This is a genomic window from Paraburkholderia phenazinium, from assembly GCF_900100735.1.
GTDB classification, from domain to species: Bacteria; Pseudomonadota; Gammaproteobacteria; order Burkholderiales; family Burkholderiaceae; genus Paraburkholderia; species Paraburkholderia phenazinia.
Genome location: NZ_FNCJ01000001.1, coordinates 118,871 through 141,511, shown reverse-complemented (window position 1 = coordinate 141,511; position 22,641 = coordinate 118,871). Strand labels below are relative to the sequence as shown.

The following is a 22,641-nucleotide window of genomic DNA, read 5'->3' as shown; positions in this document are numbered from 1 at the left end:
CCATGCCGTGCCTGCCCCGCCGTATCTGCCCCGATAAGTGACGTATGCGCGCCACACTTTCGTGGCGGCACGACGCCCGGTCCGGCGCCGATCCGTCAAATTGTTTGATTCCTCGCCCCGCGTGTCATCCAAGTCGCGCCCGAACCGTTATCCGTCTTTGCGCTGTAGTCCTGGCGGGCCTCTCAGGCCATCGCCCTGGTTGCTGCACGACGATGCCCGTTGGCATCCAGCGGGCATTATCAGCCCGATAGCCGACAAAACTAATCAGACCGATATACCGGCAATAACAACCCATATTTTTGTCCATAAAAATGGTCCGCAAAGATGGTCCCGCCCAGATTAGCCCGGTGATCTAACGGACGACCAAGAAACCGTTGGCGCCGGCTCCCCGCCGCACAGCCATACCCCCTTTTGACAAAGACAGGAGAACCCATGAATACAAACTTCCGCCGTGCGCTCAGCACGACTCTCAAGGCCGGCGTCGTCGCCGGCCTGCTGGTTGGCGCGTCGTCGGCGTTCGCGCAATCGAGCGTGCAGCTCTATGGCCAGGTCGACGAATGGGTCGGCGCGCAGAAATTCCCGGACGGCAAGAGCGCAGCGGAAGTGTCGGGCGGCGGCATGTCCACGTCCTACTGGGGCATGAAGGGGGCGGAGGATCTGGGCGGCGGCTACAAGGCAATCTTCACGATCGAAGGCTTCTTTCTGGCGCAGAACGGTCAGTACGGCCGCTTCACCGGCGACACGATGTTCTCCCGTAACGCATACGTCGGTATCGAATCGCCGTACGGCACGGTCACGGCCGGCCGCCTGACGACGCCGCTGTTCGTCTCGACGATTCTGTTCAACCCGTTCGTCGATTCGTACCAGTTCTCGCCGATGGTGTGGCACACGTACCTCGGCCTCGGCACGTTCCCGACCTACACCACCGATCAGAGTGTGGTCGGCGATTCGGGCTGGAACAACGCGGTGCAGTATTCGACGCCGAACTTCAACGGCTTGAGCGGCAACGTCATGTACGCCCTCGGCAACACGGCCGGTGAGAACGGCGCGAAGAAGTGGAGCGCCCAGTTCCTGTACTTCCACGGCCCGTTCGCGGCAACCGGCGTGTATCAGTACGTGAACTTCAACGACGCCCCGGGCGACCTGACGGGCCTTGCGCAGAGCGTCGGACTGCCGAACATGAAGAGCCAGAGCGTCGCGCAACTGGGCATGTCCTACGACCTGAAGTTCGTCAAGTTCTTCGGCCAGTACATGTACACGTATAACGCGCAGGACATCGGCAGCTGGCATGTGAATACGGCGCAGGGCGGTGTCACGGTCCCGGCAGGCCCGGGCTCGATCATGGCCTCGTTCGCTTACTCGCGCGACGGCAGCGGTCTGGACCAGACGCGCCAGACGGCGTCGATCGGCTACGACTACCCGCTGTCCAAGCGCACCGATGTCTATGCGGCCTATATGTACGACCACTTCACCAGCCAGTCCTCGGGCGACACCTACGGCGTAGGCATCCGCACGAAGTTCTAAGCGGTTCCGGCAGCCACGCGTGGCGCTGTGCAAACCCCGCCTTCGAAAGAAGGCGGGGTTTGTCGCTTATGGGGCTGCGCTAATCGCCGTTGCCAGCTCTTGGTCGCCACATGGCAGCTACTTTGCTCACGCCCCTTTGATAAAGTCGGCAAAATGACGTCGATTGATTCCTCCCGCGAGCGATTGCCATGGATACCCTCGTCAGCATGAAAGTGTTTCGCCACGTCGTCGAAGTGGGTAGCTTCGTCGGTGCGGCCGAGCGTATGGAGATGTCCGCGGCGATGGCCAGCAAGCATGTGATGCACCTGGAGCAGCAGCTCGGCGCACGTCTGCTGAATCGCACCACGCGGCGCGTCGCGCCCACCGAAGCCGGGCGCGAGTATTACGAGCGCCTGAGCCAGGTGCTGACCGAACTCGACGAGGCGGAACAGGCGGTGGGCGCGGCGAGCGTCGTGCCGCAGGGACGGCTGCGGGTCTCGTCGCTCTCGGCGTTCGGCCTCAGTCACGTGATGAGCGCAGTGGCCGACTACGCCGCGCAGTATCCGCAGGTCACCGTGGAAATGACGCTCTCGGACCGGGTTGTCGAACTGATCGACGAGGGTTACGACGTGGCGATCCGGGCCTCGCCGCACGGCTTGAAGTCGTCGTCACTGATCGCGCGACAGATTGCCACCGCGCACCTTGTGCTGTGCGCGTCTCCGGACTATTTGCGCCGGCACGGCGCGCCGAAGAAGCTCGCCGACCTGTCGCGCCATAACTATCTGCAGTACGCAGGCGTAGCGGCACCGGAATTCGCTTCGTCAGCGAGCGACGGCGGGGCGCGTGTGCGGCTCTCCGGCAATCTGATCGTCAATCATCTGGAAGCGCAGCGGGTGCTGGTGTTGCAAGGCGCGGGGATCGCCATGCTCGGCACCGAAGTGATCGGCGACGATCTTGCCACCGGCCGGTTGCTGCCGTTGCTGGTGGCAGAGTCGCCGCCGCGCGAATTGCCGATTCATGTGGTGTACGCGAGCCGGCGTCATCTATCGGCGAAGGTGCGCTCGTTCGTCGACTTCTTTGCGGCGCGCTTTGCCAACGAGGCGCTGTGGCCTTCGCTCGAGCAGATCAAGGCGCTGGCCGTGAGCTGACTTCGACGTGGGTGGGCAGTACCGGCGCTATATCTGAGCGCCGGTTAACGACGAGCCAGCGAACGAATCAATGATCAGCGGGCGATCCCGAGCCGCGCCTTGGCGTCGTTGTATTCCTTCTTCAGACGTTCGACCAGCTCAGCGACACTCGGCACGTCGTCCATCACCCCCACGCCCTGGCCTGCACCCCAGATGTCTTTCCACGCCTTCGCCTTGTCGCCGGCGAAATTCATCGCGGTCTTGTCCGATTCCGGCAGCGCGTCCGGATCGAGCCCGGCGTTGACGATGCTCTCGCGGATGTAGTTGCCATGCACGCCGGTGAACAGGTTCGTGTAGATGATGTCCGACGCGCTCGAGTTGACGATGGCGTGCTTGTAGCTTTCCACCGCATGCGCTTCCTGGGTCGCGATAAAGCGCGTGCCCATGTACGCGAGGTCCGCACCCATGGCCTGCGCAGCGAGAATCGAACCGCCGTTGGCGATGGCGCCGGAGAGGATCAGCGGGCCATCGAAAATGCGCCGCACTTCACCGACCAGCGCGAACGGCGAGGTCGTGCCGGCATGGCCGCCAGCGCCGGCCGCCACCAGGATCAGGCCGTCGACGCCCGCTTCCAGCGCCTTTTGCGCATGGCGCAGGTTGATCACGTCGTGCAGCACGATGCCGCCGTAGCTATGCACCGCGTCGACGATTTCCTTGGCCGGTGCGCGCAGGCTGGTGATGAAAATCGGCACCTTGTGTTCGACGCAGACCCGCACATCGTGTTCGAGCCGCGCATTCGACTGATGAACGATCTGATTGACGGCAATCGGCCCGATCACTGCATCCGGATGGGCTGCCTTGTGCTCGGCGAGCGACGCCTGGATCTGCGTGAGCCATTCGTCGAGCAACTCCGCCGGCCGTGCATTGAGCGCAGGGAACGAGCCGACGATACCGGCCTTGCATTGGGCCAGCACGAGGTCGGGGTAGCTGACGATGAACATCGGTGAGGCAACAACGGGCAGCGAAAGGCGCTGCAGGACGGCGGGCAATGCCATGGTGCAAGTCTCCTGTAAAGCGGACCGGTGCGCGTGGAACGCCCGGTGTATGTGAAGTGTAGCGGGACAAGCTGCAGCGTGATGACGTGGTGGCGGTTGCCGCCGTGGCCTACACCGCGCTTGCTTCGTCCGTCAGGACGGCCAAATTTTAAGAACGATCGTTCGATTATAGGCGAACGACCGTTCGCCTGCAGGGCCTGCACGGTTGGAAGGAGTGTTCAGTTTCTACGCTTACGTGGCCTATCCCACCCCGCGTGGACACACAGCGCTCCTACAATGGTTTGACCAACAACGACAAGAGACTCGCTATGCCCTTCGAGGATTTCACGCCGTTCCGGGTCGCCGCGGGCGACGTCGACATATACGGGGTCAAGGGAGGGGCAGGGCCGCCTCTATTACTGCTGCACGGCCATCCACAAACGCATCTGATCTGGCATCGGTGCGCGGCGCAGCTTGCCGAGCATTTCACCATCATCGCCACCGATATACGCGGCTACGGCGCTTCCGGAAAACCGGCGAGCGACGCCACGCACGCGGTCTACTCGAAACGCGCGATGGCGGCCGATCAGGTGGCGGTGATGCGCCATTTCGGTTACGAACGTTTTCTGGTCTGCGCGCACGACCGCGGCGCCAGGGTGGCGCATCGCATGGCGCTCGATCATCCGGATGCCGTCGAGCGTCTGATGCTGCTCGACATCGCGCCGACGCTCGCCATGTACGAAGCCACCGACCGCACCTTTGCCACGCTGTATTTCCACTGGTTCCTCCTGATCCAGCCGGAGCCTTTGCCGGAGACGCTGATCGGCGCGAATCCGGACGTCTACATCGATCGTGTGATGGGCAGCCGTCATGCCGGGCTGGCGCCGTTCGCACCGGAGGCGCTTGACGCCTATCGCAGCGCGTTGCGGCAACCGGGTGCGGTGCACGCGATGTGCGAGGACTATCGTGCGTCGGCGACCATCGACCTCGAGCACGATCGCGCCGATATCGAACGCGGCCACAAGATCGGCTGTCCGTTGCGCGTGCTGTGGGGCGAGGAGGGCGTGATCGAGCAGTGCTTCGAGCCGCTCGCCGAATGGCGCCGCGTGGCGCGCGATGTCAGCGGTCGCGCGTTGCCATGTGGACACTACATTCCGGAAGAGTCGCCGGCGGAGCTGGTCACGGAGATGCTGTCCTTCTTCGAAGCCGTCGAGCAGTAGAACCAGGCCAGGGCCCGCGCCGCGCTCAGCCTAGCGGCGGCAGCCTGCGCGCGACCGGTGTCGACTTGACGATGGCGGTACTGGTTTCTGCGCGTTCCGTCACCTTCGACAGGATCTCATCGAGTTGATCGATCGAATGCAGGTATAGACGGCAGATAAAGCAGTCGTCGCCTGTCACCTTGTCGCATTCCACGAACTCCGGGATGCGCCGGATCACGTCTTCGACGAGGTGCAACTGCCCGGGCAACGGCTTCACGCGCACGATTGCCTGCAGCGTGTAGCCGAGTGCGCGCGGATCGATCTGCACCGTGAAACGCTCGATCACGCCTTGCGTCTCGAGCCGGCGCAGACGTTCGGCGGTGCTGGGCGCAGACAAGCCAACCAGGCGCGCCAGTTCGCTGACTGGCTGGCGGGCATCTTCGGCAAGCGCTGCCAGCAGGGCCCGATCCGTGTCGTCGAGCGCCGCAGGGGGCGTAGCCGGTGTAAGGCGTTTTGCCATACTCACCTTCGAATATTAGGTTTTTAAATCTGGATGCCTAATTTTAGCCATGTATTCGCTCGTCTGGATTAAATACACTGCTCTCATGCAGTGATCAATCCTGGAGACAGAAGATGGCTAATAATGCAATGCGCGATGGCGCCACCAGCCGCGGCGCGGCCGAGATGACCGTTGCGATGCTGATGTCAGGGACAATCGGCTGGCTGGTCGTATCGTCGCAGCAGAGCGCGTTCAATGTGGTGTTTTTCCGCTGTGTGTTCGGCGGCGCCACCTTGACGCTGGTCTGTGCCGCGTTAGGGCTGTTGCGGCGCAAGCTGTTTTCCTGGCGCATGCTGGGGCTTGCGGCGCTCGGCGGGGTGGCGATCGTTATCAACTGGGTGCTGCTGTTTGCGGCGTATTCGCGCGCGTCGATTTCAATGGCCACCGCCGTCTACAACACGCAACCGTTCATGCTGGTCGCGCTCGGTGCGCTGGTGTTCCGCGAACGCGTCACCGCCTCGACGGTAGCGTGGTTGCTGGTGGCGTTCTTGGGCCTCGTGTTCGTCGTGCGGGTCGAGCCTGCCGTACTCGCCGTGCCGGGTCAGTACCTCGAAGGGATCGCCTATGCGGTCGGCGCGGCAGCCATGTACGCCGTGTCGTCGATCATCACCAAGCATCTGAAAGGCACGCCACCACATCTGATCGCGCTGATCCAGGTGGGCCTGGGCGTGCTGATGCTGGCGCCGTTCGTGCGCTTCGATGCGTTGCCGACCACCGGGGCACATTGGCTTGAGCTCGTGACGCTCGGTGTCGTCAACACCGGCATCATGTACGTGCTGCTCTACGGTGCGATCCAGAAGCTGCCGACGGCGATGACGGGCGCGCTGTCGTTCATCTATCCGGTTGTCGCGATTATTGTCGACTGTGTGGCGTTCGGCCAGAAGCTGGCATGGGTGCAGGTATTCGGCGCCGTACTGATTCTGCTTGCCGCCGCGGGCGTCAACCTCGGCTGGCGCCTCGTGCCGCAGCGCCGTTATTCTTCGACCGGAACGTCGCCCTGAGGCCATCGCCCGGGGTTCATCGACTCGAGTCGGCGCGCTCCGACATTCACGTGTCAAGCTTCTGTAGGGAAATCACCGATGCGGCTGGAAATGCCGCGCAGGTATCATTTGCGCAGACGATGATCACGTCGACCGAATTCCGCCGCTCGCCATTCATGCCGAGCGGCTTTCTTTTTTGCGCGACTGTTTTCGACGGATGTGTGGACGGTGCGGCTGAGGCTTTTGACGCGCTTTGAAGCGCCAGCTCGCGCTCAAGCACCGCGCGCCACGATCCGTGTGCCGTCCACCGTCAACGGGCCGCCATGTGCCGCCAGCTCTTCGATCAATCCCTGCAATAGCGCCGGCCATGCGTCGCGTGGCTTGAGCATCGCGGCCGCGGCACGCATCGCTGTGGCGCTGTCGAGCATTTGCGCGAGTGCGTCGAAGCTCATCGCCCGCACGTCCAGCAGCTTGAACACGATCAGCACTTTCAGCGCGTTCTTCGCATTGCGCGCCGGATCGGCGCGCAACCACGCGACGCGCGAGAAGGCTCGCTCCAGAGCCAGCGCGACGTTGGTGAACGGTGCGCCATGCCCCGGGATGACCGTGCGCACGTCGAGCTTCGCGATCGCTTCCAGCACGGCCTGTTCTTCGGCAAAGCCGCTTTCGCCTTCCAGTTCCGGAAAGATCACGCCGAAGCCGTTTTCCCACAGCGCGTCGGCACTGATCAGGACTCGCTCTTCTGCGCAGTACAGCATGAGCGAATGCGGGTCGTGGCCCGGTGCGCCGAGCACCTCCCAGTCCAGTGCGCCGAGCGTGAGATGTGCGCCCGGTGCGATCGTCTCGGTGAAGCTGAAGCGCTCGCAGGTCTGGCCGGTCGCGCGAAAGCTCAGGCGCGCCTCGTCCCAGTGACGCACGGCTTCGGCTTCCGCGGCGGGAATCGCGGTGCGGCACGGCCAGGCCGTCTGTAGCAGCGCGTTGCCGCCGCAGTGATCGGAGTGCAGATGGGTGTTGACGAGCAGATCGAGCGGCCGTTCGCCGAGTGCCGCCTGCAACAGCGCCAGGGTTTGCGGCGCGTGGGTCGCGTAGCCGGTATCGACAAGCGCGGCACAGGCGTCGTCGACCAGCAGAACGTTGTTCGACGAGAGCCAGCCGCGCTCGAACACCTGAATCGAATCGGGCAGGCTCATGATTCGCTGGACTCCTGAGCGGATTGGGCCGGTGGAGCGGACGCAGGCGTGGCTCGTTGCGCGGACTCGAGATCGGCCCCATGTTCGGTCCCATGTGCGGTCCTATGAGCGGCCGCATGATCAGCCACGCGAGCGGTCCCATAAGCGGCCCCATGAGCAGTCCCATCAGCCTGCTTCGGCATCACAAGGATCGTTGCGGCGCCGAGCAGCACCGTTTCGCCGCGCTGGTTCACGACCGAGCCGTCGAGCTGCGTCAGATCGCCGTTCAGGCTCGGCTTCCACCAGGCATCGCGTATGCGCCAGGTCATCGTCAGCGTGTCCGTTGCATGCACCGCCTTTTTCAGCTTGATATCGAATTCGAGGCCGAGCGGCTGCGCGTACTGCGCAAAGTGCGTCGCGAGCAGTGCCATGAAATGCGCAGTTGGCTGCGTGCCGGAAGCGATCAGGCCTCCGAAGCGGCTTTGCGCGGCATAACCCTCGTCGTGATGCAGCGGGTTCAGATCGTTGACGAGCGTCGCGAACGATTTGACCGAGTCCGGGGACAACGTCAGCATGCTGCTAAAGCTTTCCCCAATCGTCACGACGCGCGGCGCCACACTCATTTCGCGGCCTGGCGGTTTTGCGCCATCCATTGCGTGTGGCGCGCGTCGAGGGTGTCCCAGACCGCGCGCTTGGCGGCGTCGTCGTAGGACGACCAGCCGCGGATTTCGTCGATGGTGCGCAGACATCCTTCGCACCAGCCGCTCGTCTTGTCCATTCGGCACACGTTGATGCACGGCGACGGCACGGGTGCGACTACCTCGTTCTGCTCCATGGTCTCGGCGGTCATGCGCTTTCCCGCAGCGCGACGTCGGCCACCGGCGCACCGGTCAGCGCGACCAGCTCCTGCGGCGACAGATTGAAGACCGCATGCGGATGGCCGGCCGCGGCCCACAGGCTGTCGAGCGCGAGCAGATCCGCGTCGATCAGCGTGACCGGCGGCGTGGCGTGGCCGATCGGGCAGACGCCGCCGATCGCATAGCCGGTCTTCTCGCGCACGAACCTGGCGTCGGCGCGGGCAATCTCCCCGACCTGGGCGGCCACCTTCTGTTCGTCGACGCGGTTCGCGCCGCTTGCCACCACCAGCACCGGCGCGTCGTCTTCACGACGGCGGAACAGGATCGATTTGGCGATCTGCGCGACCTGGCAGCCGAGGCCTGCGGCGGCTTCGGCCGAGGTCTTGCCGGTTTCCGGCAGCATCACGATCTGTCCGGCATGGCCGCGCTCGCGCAGCAGTAACGCAACGCGCCGGGCGGAATCCGGCAGCGCGCTGAGATCGTCGTCGTGGGGAGGAGCGTGGTTCGTCATAAAGCGCTTTCCAGTGAATGAGGGGTTAGACGCACGAGCCTTGTTCGCTGCGTGCTTTCGCGAGCAAGGCCTTGCCTGCGCGCGAGGCGTTCGGTTTGCCGATCGAGCTCGAAATGAAGTCGCCGATCGCCACGACCTGGGCGAGATCGACACCCGTCTCGATGCCGAGGCCATTCATCAGATACAGCACGTCTTCGGTGGCGACGTTGCCGGTGGCGCCCTTTGCATACGGGCAACCGCCCAGGCCCGCTACCGATGCGTGAAAAATCTCGATGCCTTCGAGCAGTGCGGCGTAGATGTTGGCGAGCGCCTGACCGTAGGTATCGTGGAAGTGCCCCGACAGTTGCTCACGTGGAAACACCTGAGTGACGGCGGCGAACACCTCGCGTGTGCGCTTGGGCGTACCTACGCCGATGGTGTCGGCGATATCGATCTCGTCGCAGCCGAGCGCGGCAAACCGCTCGACCACATCGACTACCGACGCTACCGGCACCTCACCTTGATACGGACAGCCGAGCGCGCACGAGACGCTGCCGCGAATCCGCAGGCCGTGCTCCTTGGCGGCCTGCGCCACAGGCTCGAAGCGCGCGATGCTCTCGGCGATGCTGCAGTTGATATTGCGCTGCGAAAACGCTTCGCTAGCTGCGCCGAAGATCACGATCTCGTCCGCGTGCGCCGCGAGTGCGCCTTCGAAGCCGCGCAGATTGGGCGTCAGCACCGAGTAAACCGTGCCGAAGCGGCGTTCGATGCCCGCCATCACCTCGGCGCCGTCGGCCATCTGCGGCACCCACTTGGGCGAGACGAACGAGGCGGACTCGACATTGCGAAAACCCGCCGCCGACAGGCGATTGATCAGTTCGATCTTGACGGCGGTCGGGACGAAGTCTTTTTCGTTCTGCAGACCGTCACGCGGACCGACTTCGACGATTTTGACAGCTTGGGGCAAGGCCATGATGTGTCTCCTATGTCAGGAATTCATTCAGTATCCGCGTTCGATATCGACCACGCCGCTCACCGGCTCGCCGCGCGCCAGCGCCATGATCTTGCGCGCGACCTGCGGCACGCTCTCTTCGCGCAAGGTCTCGGCCGAACTGTGCGGGGTGATCGTAATGCGAGGCTCCTGCCAGAACGGATGATCGGCCGGCAATGGTTCCTTGCGGAACACGTCGAGCGTCGCGGCGGCGATCTGTCCTTGCGCGAGCGCATCGAGCAGATCCTGCTCGACCAGATGGGCGCCGCGCGCGACGTTGATCAGATACGCACCCTGCGCAAGCTTCGAGAAGGTGCGCCGGTTCAGTACGTCGTGCGTGTCCGGCGTATGCGGCAGCAGGTTCACCAGCACCTTGACGCCGCTGAGAAACGCCTCGAAGTTTGCCTCGCCCGCATAGGTCGTCACGCCCTCGATCTGCCGTGCGCTGCGGCTATAGCCGCGCACCGGCAGGCCGAGCACCGCGAGCGTGCGGGCGACGTGCGTGCCGAGCACGCCGAGGCCCAGCACGCCGACCGTGAAGGTGCTGTGCGAATGCGGCTCGAGCACCTTCCAGCGGCGTTCCGCTTGCAGGGTTTCGTATTCGTCGAAGCGGCGCAGATAGCGCAGCACCGCGTGCGTGACGTACTCGGCCATCTGCCGCGCCATGCCGGTGTCTTCTAGCCGCACGAGCTGGGCTTCGCGCGGCAGCGTGCCGGGATATTCGCGTTCGAGCGCAAGAATCGCATCGACGCCTGCACCGAGATTGAAGATCGCGCGCAGACCCTTGCGGCCGGCCAGCATCTCGCGCGGCGGCCGCCAGACGATGGCGAAGTCGGCGGGGGCGGTATCGCCCGCTTGCCACTCGCGCAACTCGGCTTCAGGCAAGGCGTGGGTGAAATCGTGGAGCCAGGACGCGGCGTCGCTCGCCGGTGTGTAGAGAAGGACTTTCATGCGTGCGCTACCGGCCTCGCTTCGCGGGATGCGCGCATTGCGCGAGCTACTGCAGACGACACATGCGACATGAGGGCCTCCTCCGTTTTATGGGTAGGCTTCATTCTACTTTTTCGACGGCTATCGCGTGCGATTCGGCGCGCAGGCCTGCATTGCCGGCCCCATTTGGCTCAATGCCGCCCAATGCAGCCGAGTGCGTTGCGAGGGCCTCCAATAAGCAAAGCACTAAAAGTTGGTTCGTCCCTACGGGCGAGCGCTCCACAATAGGCTCTCGGATTCCGGCAGCGAGGAGAATCATGCTTTCATGCAGCAAATCGACATGGCCGCCGCGGCTCGTGACGGTACCGGGCTTGCACGGCAGCGAAGGCGCGCATTGGCAGAGCTGGCTCGAACGGCAGTTCGCCCGCTCGTTGCGGGTCGAACAGGCTGACTGGGAGGCCCCGGACGTGGCAGGCTGGGCGCAGTCGGTGCGTCAATTGCTGGCGCGCGAGCGCGGTCCGTTCGTGCTGGCGGCGCACAGCTTCGGCTGTCTGGCGACGGCCCACGCGCTGCAGCAGGCCTCGTATGTGGGCGACGTAGTGGGCGTGCTGTTCGTCGCGCCGGCCAGCCCCGCGAAATTTGCTTTCGCTGGCGCTTTCGAGGCGCGCCGTCTCGGCGTGCCGTCTATCCTGATCGGCAGTGAGACCGACCCGTGGATGCCGCTCGCCGGCGCGCGCGAACTGGCGCAGCGCTTTGGCAGCGCGTTCGTGAATCTTGGTGACGCCGGGCACATCAATACGGCGGCAGGGTTTGGGCCCTGGCCGCGTGCGAAGTACTTCGTCGATACGCTGGTGCATTGCGCAGCGCCGCTGCGGTTTCGCGAGGAAGAAGCGGTGGAGGCGGCGAGTCACGCCTGGGCGTGAAGCGGGGGATGCCGTTTCTCTGGTGCGGGTTTTAGGTACACAGCAAGTAAAAGGGCTGCCTCGAATGGGCAGCCCTTTTGCGTTTTCAGCGCTCCTGCGTGGTTATGAGTGAGAAGCTACGCACGCATTGCGAAGGACGCTCGCGAATCGTATCCGCTTAGTTCGCCGCGCCATGCCCATCGCAGCCATGCTCGCAACCGCTCTTGTCGAGTGGCATCTGTTGCGCCGCTTCGGCGCGGATACCCAGACGTTCGAGCAGCTTTCGGTCCGCTTCGGCTTGCGGGTTGCTGGTGGTCAGCAACTGGTCGCCGTAGAAAATCGAGTTCGCACCGGCGAGGAAGCACATCGCTTGCAGCGCTTCGTTCATCTGCTCGCGGCCGGCCGACAGACGCACCATCGCGCGCGGCATCGTGATACGGGCGACGGCGATCGTGCGCACGAATTCGAACGGATCGAGCGCTTCAGTGCCGGTAAGCGGCGTGCCTTCGACCTGCACCAGATTGTTGATCGGCACCGATTCCGGATACGGGTCCATGTTGGCGAGCTGCGTGATCAGGCCGGCGCGCTCGCGACGCGATTCGCCGAGACCGACAATACCGCCGCAGCACACGTTGATGCCGGCATCGCGCACACGCTCCAGCGTGTCGAGACGGTCCTGGTAGGTGCGCGTCGAGATGATCTGGCCGTAGAACTCCGGCGACGTATCGAGGTTGTGGTTATAGTAGTCGAGGCCCGCTTCGCGCAGTCCCTGTGCCTGATGCGTCTCCAGCATGCCGAGCGTCACGCAGGTTTCGAGGCCCATCGCCTTCACGCCGCGGATCATGTCCTTGATCGGCTCAAGATGGCGGTCCTTCGGATTGCGCCACGCCGCGCCCATGCAGAAGCGCGTCGCGCCGTTGTCCTTGGCTACCTGTGCCGCGGCGAGCACCTCGTCGACCGGCATCAGCTTGTCGGCCTTCACGCCCGTATCGTGGTGCACCGACTGCGGGCAGTACGAGCAGTCTTCCTCGCAGCCGCCCGTTTTGATGGACAGCAGCGTCGACAGTTGCACGGTGTTCGCGTCGAAATGCTCGCGATGCACTTGCTGGGCGCGGAACATCAGATCGTTGAACGGCAGTTCGTAGAGCGCAATGATGTCGGCGACGCGAAAGCGTGCGGTCGGAGCCGCTGCAGTGGCTGCGTTGGCAATGGTCGAGTCCGTTTGCGGGCGGTCGAGGTGAAGCTGGGTCATATCGTCAATCCTCATGGATGGAGATGAAGTAAGTTCAGAGCCGCGCGGTGCGCAGCGTCTGCAATAGCAATGGTGTGTTGATGCAGTCAGCCGCCGCGTCGGCGGAGACCGGATTCAGGTGCGGGACGATGCCAAAGAGCGGCGCGTCGTACTGGCGCTCGAGCCGCTCGCGGATCGCCGCGATGTTTTCGTCAACGAAGCTCATGGCCGGATCGACGCGATTCGCGACCCAGCCTGCCAGATGCAGGCCGCGCGCGGCGATGGCTTCGGCGGTGAGCAACGCATGGCTGATGCAACCGAGCCGCATGCCGACCACGAGCACGACCGGCAGGTTCAGCGCGACGGCAAGATCGGCGGTGTCCTGGGTATCGGTGAGCGGCACGCGAAAGCCACCGACGCCTTCCACCACTACCATATCCGCAAGCTGCAGCGCCTGCGCGTGGCAATCGACGATGCGACCGATATCGAGCGTGACGTTCTCTTGTGCGGCGACGATATGCGGCGCGGCCGGTGCTTTCAGAAGATACGGTGTGCGAAGCTCGGGCGGCAGCAGCACGCTGGCTGCAGCATCGAGCTGGTCCGCATCCTCGTTGTGCCACACGCCGTCCACCTCGAACGCGCCGGCGGCGATCGGCTTCATCGCGGTGGCACGCAAGCCGGCGTGCGTGAAGCCGCGCAGCAGCGCTGCCGAGACCAGCGTCTTGCCGATCTCGGTATCGGTGCCGGTGACGAATAGGGAGAGCGGCGCACTCATGCGGCAGCTCGGTAGAGTTGCTGCAAGCCCGCTTCGAGGCGGTCGAGATCCGCGTACGAATGCGCCGCCGAGAGCGAGATGCGCAGCCGCGAGGTGCCGACCGGCACGGTGGGCGGACGGATCGCCGGCACCCATAGCCCGGCGCGCTCTAGCGTGGCAGCGATCTCGAGCGTTGCGTCATTCGAGCCGATGATGAGCGGCTGGACCGCGGTGTGCGAATCCACCGGCAACCATGGCGTGGCCTTGAGCATGGCGCGGGTGCGTTCGATCAATTGCTGCAGATGAGCGCGCCGCGCATCGCCTTCGTCGCCGCCGATGATGCGCAGGCTCGCGGAGACCGCGTGCGCCGCCGCCGGCACCGAAGCCGTGGTGAAGATATACGGACGGGCGCGTTGTACCAGCCATTCGATCACGGTTTCATGGGCCACCACGAAGGCGCCCGAAACGCCAGCAGCCTTGCCGAGCGTGCCGATCGAAATCAGATGCGGCGAGCGCAACGCTTCATGGGCGACGGCACCACGGCCTTGCGGGCCGAGCACGCCGAAGCCATGGGCGTCGTCGACCACCAGCCACGCGCCATACCGCTCAGCCAGTTGGAGCAGACGCGCCAGCGGGGCGATGTCGCCGTCCATGCTGAACACGGTATCGGTGACGATCAGCTTCACGGCAGAGTCCGATGCTTCGAGCAGCGCGCTCAAGGCTTCAGTGTCGGCGTGCGGATAGACCTTCACCTCGGCGCGCGCGAGCCGTGCGCCATCGATCAGCGAGGCATGATTCAGTGCATCCGAAAAGAGCGTGGCGCCGCGACCAGCGAGCGCGGTGAGCGTCGCAAGGTTCGCCATATAGCCGGTGCTGAAGTACAGCGCCCGCGGGGCATCGACGAAACCGCCGACGAATTCCGCCAGATCGTCTTCGAGCTGCGCATGCGCGCGCGAGTGACCGCCCAGCAGATGCGAGCCGCCGCTACCCGCGCCATAGCGCCTCGCGCCCTCGGCGATCGCCGCAACCAGCAGCGGGTGCGCGGCAAGGCCAAGATAGTCGTTGCTGGCGAAGCCGATCGTCTCGCGTCCATCGACCGTCATGTGCGCGGCGCACGGCGTATCCGCGATGCGCCGGCGACGGCGCAGGCCGTGCGCGTCGAGTTCGGCCAAGCCTTGTTCGAGCGTTTCGAGTAACGGCATCATGCGGCCTCCGCGAGCGTGGTTTCAAAGGTGTCCCGGGTGCGCGCCGCGAGCAGCGCGAGCTCGTTGTCATCGAGGATGTACGGCGGCATCAGATACACGGTGGTTGAAATCGGCCGCAGCAGCAGCTCGCGCTTCAAGGCGTTTTCGAAGAAGCGGCGCGAGAATGTTTTGGCCTGCTGCGCATCGGCGATCGCGGCATCGAACGCGAAGATGGTGCCGCACTGACGCAGATTACGTACTTGCGGATGCTCGGCAAGCGGTGCGAGTGCCGTACGCAACGTGACGGATTTCTGCGTGTTGACTGCGAGCACGTTGTCGCTGGCGAACAGATCGAGCGTAGCGAGCGCGGCGCGGCAGGCGAGCGGGTTGCCGGTGTACGAATGCGAATGCAGGAAGCCGCGGGCGGTGTCGTCGTCGTAGAAGGCAGCGAAGATTTCATTGCGCGACAGCACGATGGACAACGGCAGATAGCCGCCGCTGATGCCTTTCGACAGACAAATGAAGTCGGGCCAGACACCTGCCTGTTCGCAGGCGAAGAAGGTACCGGTGCGACCGCAGCCTACGGCGATTTCATCGGCGATCAGATGGACGCCGTATTGATCGCACAGCGCGCGCAGACCGGCAATGTAAGACGGGTCGTGCATGGCCATGCCGGCGGCACATTGCACGAGCGGCTCGACGATCAGTGCGGCGATCTTTGTGCTGCGCGCCTCGAAGAGAGCGCGCACGCTTTCGAGCGCACGGCGCGCGACATCGGCCGCGCTTTCGCCGGGATGCGCACCGCGTGCGTCAGGCGAAGCGACGACATGAGCGTTGCGGATCAGCGGATCGTAGGCGTCCTTGAACAGGGCCACATCGGTGACGGCGAGGGCGCCTATGGTCTCGCCGTGATAACTGTTGGCAATGCAGACGAATTCCTGCTTATCGGCGAAGCCGCGATTGCGCCAGGAATGGAAGCTCATCTTCAGGGCGATTTCGACGGCGGAGGCGCCATCGGAGGCGAAGAAGGCGTGCCCGAGGTTGTGCTGGGTGAGGGCGGCGAGCCGCTCGGCGAGTTCGACGACGGGCTCATGGGTGCAGCCGGCGAGCATGGCGTGCTCCAGCGTATCGAGCTGATCCTTGAGGGCGGCGTTGATGCGCGGATTGGCGTGGCCGAACAGGTTGACCCACCAGGAGCTGATGGCGTCGAGATAGCGATGCCCATCGCGGTCGTAGAGCCAGGGACCGGCGCCGCGTGCGATGGGGATGAGCGGCAGGCGCTCATGGTGTTTCATCTGGGTGCAGGGATGCCAGACGGCATTGAGGCTGCGGGTGATCCAGTCGTTGGGTGATCGTGTGTCCAAAAACTACTCCGGTACGGGGCGAGGCGAGGTTTTCTTTTTCGCTACGCGGTGTGCCATTTGGGGTGATGCTTCGCGCTTCATTTGCGCTGCGCGTGGCGTGGAATTTGGGGACGCTACGCGGGGTTTTTGCGTGGCTGGCCTCCTGGCTGCCTCGCGGCGGGGTTGAGATTAGCGCTTTCTTTTCGTTGGTGCACTACCCCCTCGTAGTGGGTTTTCTGTCGCTGCGCGGGCTGTTCGGTGCTGTTGTCGGCAGGTTTTGACTGTTCTTCTCAGAAGGCCTGAATTGACCGCAGATCGCGACGGCAAAGTCATAGGGGGTATACGAAAAAAATCTGGATTCAGTCGGCAGGGTTTTGCCTGCGGCGCTCGTTTTTTGTGGTTTTCGCATAATCCAGTGGGGTTGCCTGGGGCGCCTTGAGCTTGGTTGGTGTTCCTACGGTGTTGGCCTTTCCTTGTATTCTTAGTGGTCTATTAGCTTCGCCCCTGTGCGGGGCGGCACTTACTTTCTTTGCCGCCGCAAAGAAAGTAAGCAAAGAAAGCGGGCTTCACACCGCCAGCTTGTAGTGAGCCATCTCGGTCTGCTACCGGGAACGGCCCAAGACGAGACGTGCCGTCGCACTTCCCCCGCTAGTGACACAGCAGTCATTCATCCCGCCTCCGCACTTCGTGCGTCACCGGTCGAGTCCACCAGGTTGCTTTGGCCTACTCCAATGATTTGGTATGCGAAATATTTAAGCGAGGTGGTTTGGAGGGCGAATATGTATTGGCAGGCCGTGTACCGCGAACAGGGTTGCGCGGCGGATTTGCGTATGCGCGGCGCGGCGAGTACCACGAACACGTTCGCAGAGGGAGTTATACCCTTCGGCGGGGCGCGCAGCGCGACGCTGGAGCGGATGACTGCTGTGTCACTGAGTGGGAATGTGCGAGAGCAGGTCTTGTCTTAGGCCGTTCCCGGTAGCAGACCGAGATGGCTCGCTAAGAGCTAGCGGTGTGAGCCCGCTTTCTTTGCTTACTTTCTTTGCGGCGGCAAAGAAAGTAAGTGCCGCCCCGCACAGGGGCGAACCTAATAGACCGATAACAATACAAGGAAAGGCCAACACCGTAGGAGCAACAACCAAAAAAAGCCTGCGCAGCAAGAAAGAGAACACTATTCCCGACTAGCCAGCGCACGCTTATCGTCACCCTTATCTCCGGCGGAGCCACCAGCCCCAGCCCCCGAACTAGCCGTCTGCGAAGCAGAATCACTCCACACTACAGCATCATTCACGGCGTACAGCCGACACGGATCCGAACTCTGCTTCTGACAATTGGCGATAGCCACCGACATCGGATCATCACCACCTTCAGCCCACGACCAGGCGCCCGAATCAGAAACAGCAAAAGCCCGGCTAGGATACTGATGCAAAAAATTCCGATACCCATTGCGCCCCGTTTCATCAAGAAACGGCACAGCGCTCACAGCGTCAACCGCCGCATAGCCGCTAGCCTTAGGCGGCTCCGGATCCGCCACCCGATACTGCACGCCAGTCGGCATCCCCACCCGCGCCAGGAAGGCCTCCACAGCCGGCCACCACACTCGCACACCGTCGCGGTCGCCAACCAGCCGGTGCGCGTCGTTCTTGTACGCGCCAAAGTCCACCATCTTCGCATTCGCGCCGTGCGCCGAATACGCGTCGTACATGCTCGCCACCAGCGGCGCAGGCCAGATCGAATCGTTATCGCCATACAGCCACAGCGAAGGCACGTGCGTCTTCTCGCCGTAAGCGCCAAACGCCTTCGTCAGATTGCCCTGCCAGCCGCTACAGGCGTCCTGCCGCAAGCCGCCCGAGAAATTGATCAGTGCCCGTACACCCGGCGCAGCCTCGACGCCATAAGCCATCGTTGCCAGGCCGCCGTGCGAGGTACCCGCCACCACGATGTGCTGGGCGTCCACATACGGCTGCTTCGACATGAATGCAACCGTCGCCGCAACATCGCCCGCCTGGCCCAGGCCATTGCGCTCGACGTCGCAGCCGTCCTGCTCATACGTGCCGCCCGATTGGGCGAAGCCCTGGCGGTTCGGCGCCACCACCACGTAGCCGCGGCGGACAAACTCGCGCGCAAACGGCAGCGGGTCGCTGCGCGACTGCAGGCGCGGGTCGCCCGGCATCTTGCCGTGGTTGAAGACAATCATCGGGAATGGGCCAGGACCGTCCGGCTTGTAGATCGTCGTCTCAAGCGTGATCGAGCCGGCGGCATCCACCGGCACGCGAATGACCTGTTCGTTGAGACTGGCGGGCGGCAGGTAGGTGTCGTCGTCGAGAGCAATTCGCGGGACTTCCGCGCGCATCAGTGGGCCAGCTTGCGAATCGGCCAGCGGATCGGCGTGCGCGAACGACACGGCACATCCTGCCCATGTACATACCATCGCACCGACCGTCAGAAACTTTCTGCAACCCATTCGCAACACCTGCCTTGAAGTACGCCCTTAAAACCTGCATCGCCTGCCGTCTTTTGCTATTCGCTAACAGTTGCCTTTCGGTAAGGTTTGCGGCAACAAAAAGACACTCGCGTACGTGGCGCGCCTGGCGCTCGCACGCGGTTCGAGATCGCACGGGATAACCCACCAACCTGGCCGACGCGACCCCACGCGCCGATGATGAGCCACACACGATGTCACATGAAACTGCCGTCAAAGCTTGGATGATCAAGGCCCGGCGCAGCTTCTGCCCATCTTTGCGGGGACGGTTTGACCGTTCCCTCACAACGTGTCGCTACAAAACCTACAGGCCGATCCTGGCACGACAATTTATAGTTGTGCAATTAAGGAGAACCCGCGACAAAAAAATTCGCAGTGCTCGACACGTCATACAGGCCGTGGAGGGACACGCGCACGCCGCCGAAGCGGACGAGCGGGAGAAATGACCGATGTGGTAGACGGCCAACACACAGGGCAGCCCTATTTTGAGGGGCATATGTGAAGGCGCTGTTAAGCGCGCAGTCGCGCTGCGCGAGCAACGTGCAGTGGCCGCGCGGAACGATTACAGATCCTTACCGCGCGGCGTCGGATGCAGTGGATTTCAGGTATCGCTGACGTCGCCGTCCACATAGCGCCAGCGGCCGTCGTCGCCGCGCACGAAGCGGCTTAGTTCGTGCAAACGGTGAGCCCGTCCGCCGACCTTGTAACGTGCGACGAATTCGACTTCCGCGTGGCGCTCGTCTTGCGCGGCAAAGCGCTTGATCTGCAGGCCGAGCCAGCGCGGTGTGTCGGGCGCGTCCGGGTCGGCGTCGAGATCGGCGGGGCAGGTCTGCGGCGCCCACGTGGCGCGTAAATAGTCGCTCGCGCCGAGCACGTAGGCGCTATAGCGCGAGCGCATCAGTTCCAGCGCGCTGGGTGCGGCCTCGCCGCCGTCGATGTAGCGCCCGCAGCAAAGCGCGAAGCGCGGTGGTTTCGCGCCGCTGCGCAGGGCCGGTGAGGCGCCGCCGCATGGACATTCGGCGGGTCGTTGCGCAGTCAAGGATCTAGCGTTCATTGATTCTTCAGAGGTTATTCCGGTCCAGCAACATCCTTGCGTCTCCTTACCACTCGAGCGGCGTGCCGTCGTACTGGAAAAAGCGGCCATTAAACGCTTCGTGGGACGCGGCCGCCTGGGCCAGCACCTGGCGCATGCCGGCGACGCTGCGCTCGGGATCGATTGCCGCCTGCGCGCCGCCCATGTCGGTGCGTACCCAGCCAGGATGCAGCGCGACGCAGGCAGCGCGCCGAGTCTGCAACGAGGCGATCTTCAGCGCGTCGTTGAGCGCCGCCTTGCTCACGCGATACAGCCAGCCGGTGGTGCCGGTCGCCTCGGTAATGCTGCCCATCTTGCTCGAGAGCACCGCGAGTACGCCGTTGGCGTCTTCGACGAGCGGCAGCAGGATCGGCATCAGTTGCATGGGGCCGCGCACGTTGGTCACCATGACTTCGTCGAAGTCCTCGGCGGTGACCGTTTCGACGCTCTCGGTGCGCGGGCCGTATACGCCCGATACCAGCAAGGCCGCATCGAGCCGCTCGCCATCGAGCTTCCAGCCGAGTGCGGCAATCTCCGTGGGCACGGTGATATCGAGCGAAAAGGTTTCCGCGCCGAGTTCTTCGAGTGCCTGAAGCGAGGTGTCGTCGCGCGCCGTGGCAATCACGCGCCAACCGGCCTTCTTGTACTGGCGGGCGAACTCACGGCCAATGCCGCGCGACGCACCGACGATCAACGCTGTTTTCATACGTCCCCCTTACGGTTCAATGCAGCGTGTACCGCATGCACCGTGCCCGTTCGTGGATCACAAGACGGGCAGGGCGCATGCGCGACGCCTTAGAGCAGTTCAATCCCCATCGCCGTCGCTTCGCCGCCGCCGATGCACAGCGTCGCCACGCCGCGCTTCAGGCCGCGGTGCTTCAGCGCGCCGATCAGCGTGACCAGAATGCGCGCGCCCGAGGCGCCGATCGGATGACCGAGTGCGCAGGCGCCGCCGTTCACGTTGACCTTCTCGTGCGGCAGATGGTGCTCTTTCATCGCGGCCATCGTGACCACGGCGAACGCTTCGTTGACCTCGTACAGATCGACTTCGTTCGCGCTCCAGCCGTTCTTCTCGAACAGCTTGCGGATCGCGCCAACCGGTGCGGTGGTGAACCTGGCCGGTTCCTGGGCGAACGTCGAATGGCCGACCACGCGCGCAAGCGGCGTGACGCCCAGCTGCTTTGCTGTCGACTCGCGCATCATCACGAGGGCTGCCGCGCCGTCGGAAATCGACGACGAGTTCGCTGCCGTCACCGTGCCGGTCTTGCTGAAGGCCGGCTTGAGTGTCGCGATCTTTTCGAGGTTCGCCTTGAACGGCTGCTCGTCGCGCTCGATGATCACGTCGCCCTTGCGGCTTTCCACCTTGACCGGCGCGATTTCCCAGCTGAACGAACCGTCCTCGTTGGCCTGCTTCGCGCGCTTGAGCGATTCCACCGCGAAGGCATCTTGCGCTTCACGCGTGAAGTCGAACGACGCCGCACATTCCTCGGCGAAGGTACCCATCAGGCGGCCCTTTTCATACGCGTCTTCAAGGCCGTCGTAGAACATGTGATCGATCACCTGACCGTGACCCATGCGCATGCCGCCGCGCGCTTTCGGCAGCAGGTATGGCGCGTTGGTCATGCTTTCCATGCCGCCGGCGACGATCACATCCACCGAGCCCGCTGCCAGCATGTCGTGCGCGAACATCGCCGCGCGCATGCCGGAGCCGCACATCTTGTTCACCGTCGTGCTGCCGGTGGAAAGCGGCAGGCCTGCGCCGAGCGCGGCCTGGCGGGCGGGCGCCTGGCCGAGACCGGCGGGCAGCACGCAGCCCATTACCACTTCATCGATTTGCGTGGGTTCGAGGCCCGCGCGTTTGACGGCCGCTTCGATCGCGATCGCACCGAGTTGCGGCGCGGTCAGCGTCGCGAAGTCGCCCTGGAACGCCGCCATCGGCGTACGGGCGACGGAAACGATCACAATCGGATCGGCCTGGATATCACGCTTCGTCTCACTCATGTTTTAGCTCCTTGATGACACCTTCGACGACGGCCGGCACATCGCCGAGCCTGGCCGCGTCCGCCGCGACCATGTCGTTGTCTGCTTTATGTGCGCCGCCCGCCGAGACGGCTGCGACACACTTCAAATACGTTTCATCCAGCTCGCCCGGCGCGCCGATCATCATGCCCAGATTGCGCACCTTGCCGTCGTGCACGCCATACGCCCAGCCATGCACGGTCAGTTCCTGGCCGCGCGCCCAGGCATCGTTGACGATGGTGGTGCGGCACACGTTGACGACCTGTTCGATCGTGTTCAGCTCAACCAGACGCCGGTGACGCGCCTCGCCGAGCGGCCACTGTTCGAGCAGCGCCGCATGCTTGGTGCGCACGTCCTGCACGTGATGCAGCCAGTTGTCCGCGAGACCCACGCGGCGGCCGTGCAGCGCAGCGGCAACGCCCGAGCAGCCATAGTGGCCCACCACCATGATGTGCTTGACCTTCAGCAGGTCGACGGCAAACTGGATCACCGAGAGGCAGTTCAGATCGGTGTGCACGACGACGTTGGCGATGTTTCTGTGTACGAACACTTCGCCCGGCGGCAGGCCGATGATCTGGTTGGCCGGCACGCGCGAGTCCGAGCAGCCGATCCACAGGTACTCAGGCGTTTGCTGGTCGGCGAGGCGCGAGAAATACTCGGGATCTTCGGACAGTTTGCGGGCCACCCACTTGTCGTTGTTGTCGAACAGGTGGGCAAGCGGGTTGGGCGGAGAAGAAGCGTTTGCGTTCATGTTGAGTCGGGTCGGTTGTTGGACCGATTGACCGGTCTGTGTCGTTGCAGGAGGGGCGGGCGTCGCA

At 63.8% G+C, this 22,641-nt stretch carries 22 protein-coding genes and 1 pseudogene; 5 read left to right on the top strand and 18 right to left on the bottom strand.

Annotated features, from left to right (window positions below):
• The first annotated feature begins 432 nt into the window (after positions 1-432).
• A complete protein-coding gene (locus BLQ92_RS00655; protein ID WP_090680527.1) occupies positions 433-1,524 on the top strand; it encodes a porin in 1,092 nt (363 codons plus the stop codon).
• A 188-nt stretch (positions 1,525-1,712) separates the two neighbouring features.
• A complete protein-coding gene (locus BLQ92_RS00650; protein WP_090680526.1) occupies positions 1,713-2,651 on the top strand; it encodes a LysR family transcriptional regulator in 939 nt (312 codons plus the stop codon).
• 74 nt (positions 2,652-2,725) lie between these two features.
• On the opposite strand, the gene BLQ92_RS00645 is transcribed toward BLQ92_RS00650, so the two are convergent.
• Positions 2,726-3,685 (bottom strand): NAD(P)H-dependent flavin oxidoreductase, encoded by a 960-nt coding sequence (locus tag BLQ92_RS00645; protein WP_090680523.1) that lies wholly within the window; start codon positions 3,683-3,685, stop codon positions 2,726-2,728.
• Between the two features lie 308 nt (positions 3,686-3,993).
• On the opposite strand from BLQ92_RS00645, the gene BLQ92_RS00640 reads away from it, so the two are divergent.
• Positions 3,994-4,884, top strand: coding sequence for an alpha/beta fold hydrolase (locus BLQ92_RS00640; protein ID WP_090680521.1), 891 nt, complete (start codon positions 3,994-3,996; stop codon positions 4,882-4,884).
• Positions 4,885-4,909: 25 nt separating this feature from the next.
• Here the strand turns inward: BLQ92_RS00640 and BLQ92_RS00635 are convergent, their stop codons facing one another.
• Complete coding sequence (locus tag BLQ92_RS00635) at positions 4,910-5,383, bottom strand: Lrp/AsnC family transcriptional regulator (RefSeq protein WP_090680519.1); 474 nt, start codon at positions 5,381-5,383, stop codon at positions 4,910-4,912.
• A gap of 113 nt (positions 5,384-5,496) precedes the next feature.
• On the opposite strand from BLQ92_RS00635, the gene BLQ92_RS00630 reads away from it, so the two are divergent.
• Positions 5,497-6,423: a DMT family transporter gene (locus tag BLQ92_RS00630; protein WP_090680517.1), complete on the top strand. Its 927-nt coding sequence runs from the start codon at positions 5,497-5,499 to the stop codon at positions 6,421-6,423.
• A gap of 46 nt (positions 6,424-6,469) precedes the next feature.
• On the opposite strand, the gene BLQ92_RS39145 is transcribed toward BLQ92_RS00630, so the two are convergent.
• The 7 genes and pseudogenes from BLQ92_RS39145 to BLQ92_RS00600 all read right to left on the bottom strand — a co-directional run bounded on the left by BLQ92_RS39145 (position 6,470) and on the right by BLQ92_RS00600 (position 10,860).
• Positions 6,470-6,682, bottom strand: a complete 213-nt coding sequence (locus BLQ92_RS39145) for a hypothetical protein (protein ID WP_143016485.1) — start codon at positions 6,680-6,682, stop codon at positions 6,470-6,472.
• On the bottom strand, positions 6,675-7,595 hold the full coding sequence (locus BLQ92_RS00625; protein WP_090680514.1) for an MBL fold metallo-hydrolase: 921 nt from the start codon (positions 7,593-7,595) through the stop codon (positions 6,675-6,677). Before BLQ92_RS00625 ends, BLQ92_RS39145 begins: the two co-directional genes overlap by 8 nt.
• Positions 7,596-7,759: 164 nt before the next feature.
• A pseudogene (locus tag BLQ92_RS00620) lies at positions 7,760-8,194 on the bottom strand (MaoC family dehydratase); the annotation flags it as partial.
• Positions 8,191-8,421, bottom strand: coding sequence for a DUF1289 domain-containing protein (locus BLQ92_RS00615; protein WP_090680510.1), 231 nt, complete (start codon positions 8,419-8,421; stop codon positions 8,191-8,193). The pseudogene BLQ92_RS00620 and the gene BLQ92_RS00615, both read right to left, overlap by 4 nt.
• The gene (locus tag BLQ92_RS00610) at positions 8,418-8,939 is read right to left on the bottom strand and encodes a YbaK/EbsC family protein (RefSeq protein ID WP_090680507.1); all 522 of its coding nucleotides are present in this window, start codon (positions 8,937-8,939) and stop codon (positions 8,418-8,420) included. The genes BLQ92_RS00615 and BLQ92_RS00610 overlap by 4 nt, the downstream gene beginning before the upstream one ends.
• Before the next feature lie 25 nt (positions 8,940-8,964).
• Entirely contained in the window at positions 8,965-9,891 is a 927-nt protein-coding gene (locus tag BLQ92_RS00605) for a hydroxymethylglutaryl-CoA lyase (RefSeq protein WP_090680506.1), read from the bottom strand.
• A gap of 27 nt (positions 9,892-9,918) precedes the next feature.
• On the bottom strand, positions 9,919-10,860 hold the full coding sequence (locus tag BLQ92_RS00600) for a 2-hydroxyacid dehydrogenase (RefSeq protein ID WP_090680503.1): 942 nt from the start codon (positions 10,858-10,860) through the stop codon (positions 9,919-9,921).
• A gap of 296 nt (positions 10,861-11,156) precedes the next feature.
• Here BLQ92_RS00600 and BLQ92_RS00590 point away from each other — a divergent pair, with 296 nt between their 5' ends.
• Positions 11,157-11,762, top strand: coding sequence for an RBBP9/YdeN family alpha/beta hydrolase (locus BLQ92_RS00590; protein WP_090680498.1), 606 nt, complete (start codon positions 11,157-11,159; stop codon positions 11,760-11,762).
• A gap of 157 nt (positions 11,763-11,919) precedes the next feature.
• On the opposite strand, the gene bioB is transcribed toward BLQ92_RS00590, so the two are convergent.
• From bioB to can, 9 genes are all read right to left on the bottom strand, one after another.
• Positions 11,920-12,993: a biotin synthase BioB gene (gene bioB, locus BLQ92_RS00585; RefSeq protein ID WP_090680495.1), complete on the bottom strand. Its 1,074-nt coding sequence runs from the start codon at positions 12,991-12,993 to the stop codon at positions 11,920-11,922.
• Between the two features lie 34 nt (positions 12,994-13,027).
• Entirely contained in the window at positions 13,028-13,747 is a 720-nt protein-coding gene (gene bioD, locus BLQ92_RS00580) for a dethiobiotin synthase (RefSeq protein ID WP_090680492.1), read from the bottom strand.
• A complete protein-coding gene (gene bioF / locus BLQ92_RS00575; protein WP_090681822.1) occupies positions 13,744-14,928 on the bottom strand; it encodes an 8-amino-7-oxononanoate synthase in 1,185 nt (394 codons plus the stop codon). Before bioF ends, bioD begins: the two co-directional genes overlap by 4 nt.
• The gene (gene bioA, locus BLQ92_RS00570; protein WP_090680488.1) at positions 14,928-16,274 is read right to left on the bottom strand and encodes an adenosylmethionine--8-amino-7-oxononanoate transaminase; all 1,347 of its coding nucleotides are present in this window, start codon (positions 16,272-16,274) and stop codon (positions 14,928-14,930) included. Before bioA ends, bioF begins: the two co-directional genes overlap by 1 nt.
• A gap of 1,147 nt (positions 16,275-17,421) precedes the next feature.
• On the bottom strand, positions 17,422-18,714 hold the full coding sequence (locus BLQ92_RS00560; RefSeq protein ID WP_090680484.1) for a dienelactone hydrolase family protein: 1,293 nt from the start codon (positions 18,712-18,714) through the stop codon (positions 17,422-17,424).
• Positions 18,715-19,333: 619 nt separating this feature from the next.
• Positions 19,334-19,786, bottom strand: a complete 453-nt coding sequence (locus BLQ92_RS00555) for a YchJ family protein (RefSeq protein WP_090680481.1) — start codon at positions 19,784-19,786, stop codon at positions 19,334-19,336.
• A 46-nt stretch (positions 19,787-19,832) separates the two neighbouring features.
• Entirely contained in the window at positions 19,833-20,510 is a 678-nt protein-coding gene (locus BLQ92_RS00550; protein ID WP_090680478.1) for an SDR family oxidoreductase, read from the bottom strand.
• An 89-nt stretch (positions 20,511-20,599) separates the two neighbouring features.
• Positions 20,600-21,805: an acetyl-CoA C-acetyltransferase gene (locus tag BLQ92_RS00545; protein WP_090680475.1), complete on the bottom strand. Its 1,206-nt coding sequence runs from the start codon at positions 21,803-21,805 to the stop codon at positions 20,600-20,602.
• A complete protein-coding gene (can, locus tag BLQ92_RS00540; RefSeq protein WP_090680473.1) occupies positions 21,798-22,574 on the bottom strand; it encodes a carbonate dehydratase in 777 nt (258 codons plus the stop codon). Before can ends, BLQ92_RS00545 begins: the two co-directional genes overlap by 8 nt.
• Positions 22,575-22,641: the final 67 nt, after the last annotated feature.